This window comes from Pseudomonas sp. P5_B2 (genome assembly GCF_056400445.1).
Window position 1 is genome coordinate 1 of record NZ_JBFULH010001201.1, and the last position, 867, is coordinate 867.

General features: G+C 49.0%; 3 protein-coding genes. 1 reads left to right on the plus strand and 2 read right to left on the minus strand.

Features of this window, described 5'->3' with window-relative positions; all coding sequences use genetic code 11:
- Positions 1-224, plus strand: a 224-nt coding sequence (locus tag AC1DRJ_RS30200; RefSeq protein ID WP_477805341.1) for a hypothetical protein, incomplete at its 5' end; no start/stop codon positions are given.
- On the opposite strand, the gene AC1DRJ_RS30205 is transcribed toward AC1DRJ_RS30200, so the two are convergent.
- Both AC1DRJ_RS30205 and AC1DRJ_RS30210 read right to left on the minus strand, forming a co-directional pair.
- Entirely contained in the window at positions 221-652 is a 432-nt protein-coding gene (locus AC1DRJ_RS30205) for a histone-like nucleoid-structuring protein, MvaT/MvaU family (RefSeq protein WP_477805342.1), read from the minus strand. The genes AC1DRJ_RS30200 and AC1DRJ_RS30205 overlap by 4 nt on opposite strands.
- Before the next feature lie 33 nt (positions 653-685).
- Positions 686-867 (minus strand): hypothetical protein (locus AC1DRJ_RS30210; protein WP_477805343.1); only part of this gene is annotated, 182 nt, incomplete at its 5' end.

Genomic DNA, 867 nt, shown 5'->3' on the forward strand with positions numbered 1-867 from the left:
GTGTTAATTCTAGCTCCCCCCTGCCCTCTACCTATCTATTTTCCAAGCTCTTTCGCTGGGACGGACTAACAAAGGCATCAATTGCCAGGGAAGTTATCCGGTTTCGTAAGGGGCTGGTAGAAGCGGCTCAAGCTAGCGATGACCCTGAAATTCAGTCAGCGGTAAATCTCTACAAAAATCTATCCTTCAGCCTGGTGAGGCGATCAGCGAAAATACTCGGCTAATCGGTATGAGGCCCAGAAGCTGGCTCCCACCAGGCTTCAACCACCTCAGCCCCAAATTCGGCTTTCCATTGCTTCAACTTTTTATGGTTCGCGCCTCGTATTTCCAGTACCTCTCCTGTAAGAGGGTTTGTGTACCGTCTAACCGCGCGCTGCGCTGCACGGCGGTTCAAATGAGAAGCAGAGGACGATACTCGTACCGGTGCAGGTGTAGCGTTGCTCAGAGTCTCTATCTGTTCGCTTGCCAGTTCAGGGAAAAGAAGCAGCAGGATATCTCGGGGGGCAAATTGGTATTTGGTTGCAAGCTCGTCTAGCTCAATCAGGAACCGAAGCCCCTTAATCACTTCTTTATCTCTAATCAGTGATTCAGCTGCTTCGTATTCCGACTCTATTCGTCTGTTAATACGAAATACTTCAGCCAGCTTGTCCATTGCAATCGCCTCACATAACGCCTGGCGTGACTTTTAGAGTTCTTGGCTGCTCCTCGTGCGCCTTGAAAACTCTATCGTCGTTCTGTTGCTCTGCAAGTTGAAATTGGGCTCCATATCAATCTGCTCGCTGAGGTGTTTAACATACAACATCGTTGTGTTTCGAAAGGCAGGATTATCAATATTAGGGTCTCGAGCAACAAGCATCGCTGCAACCT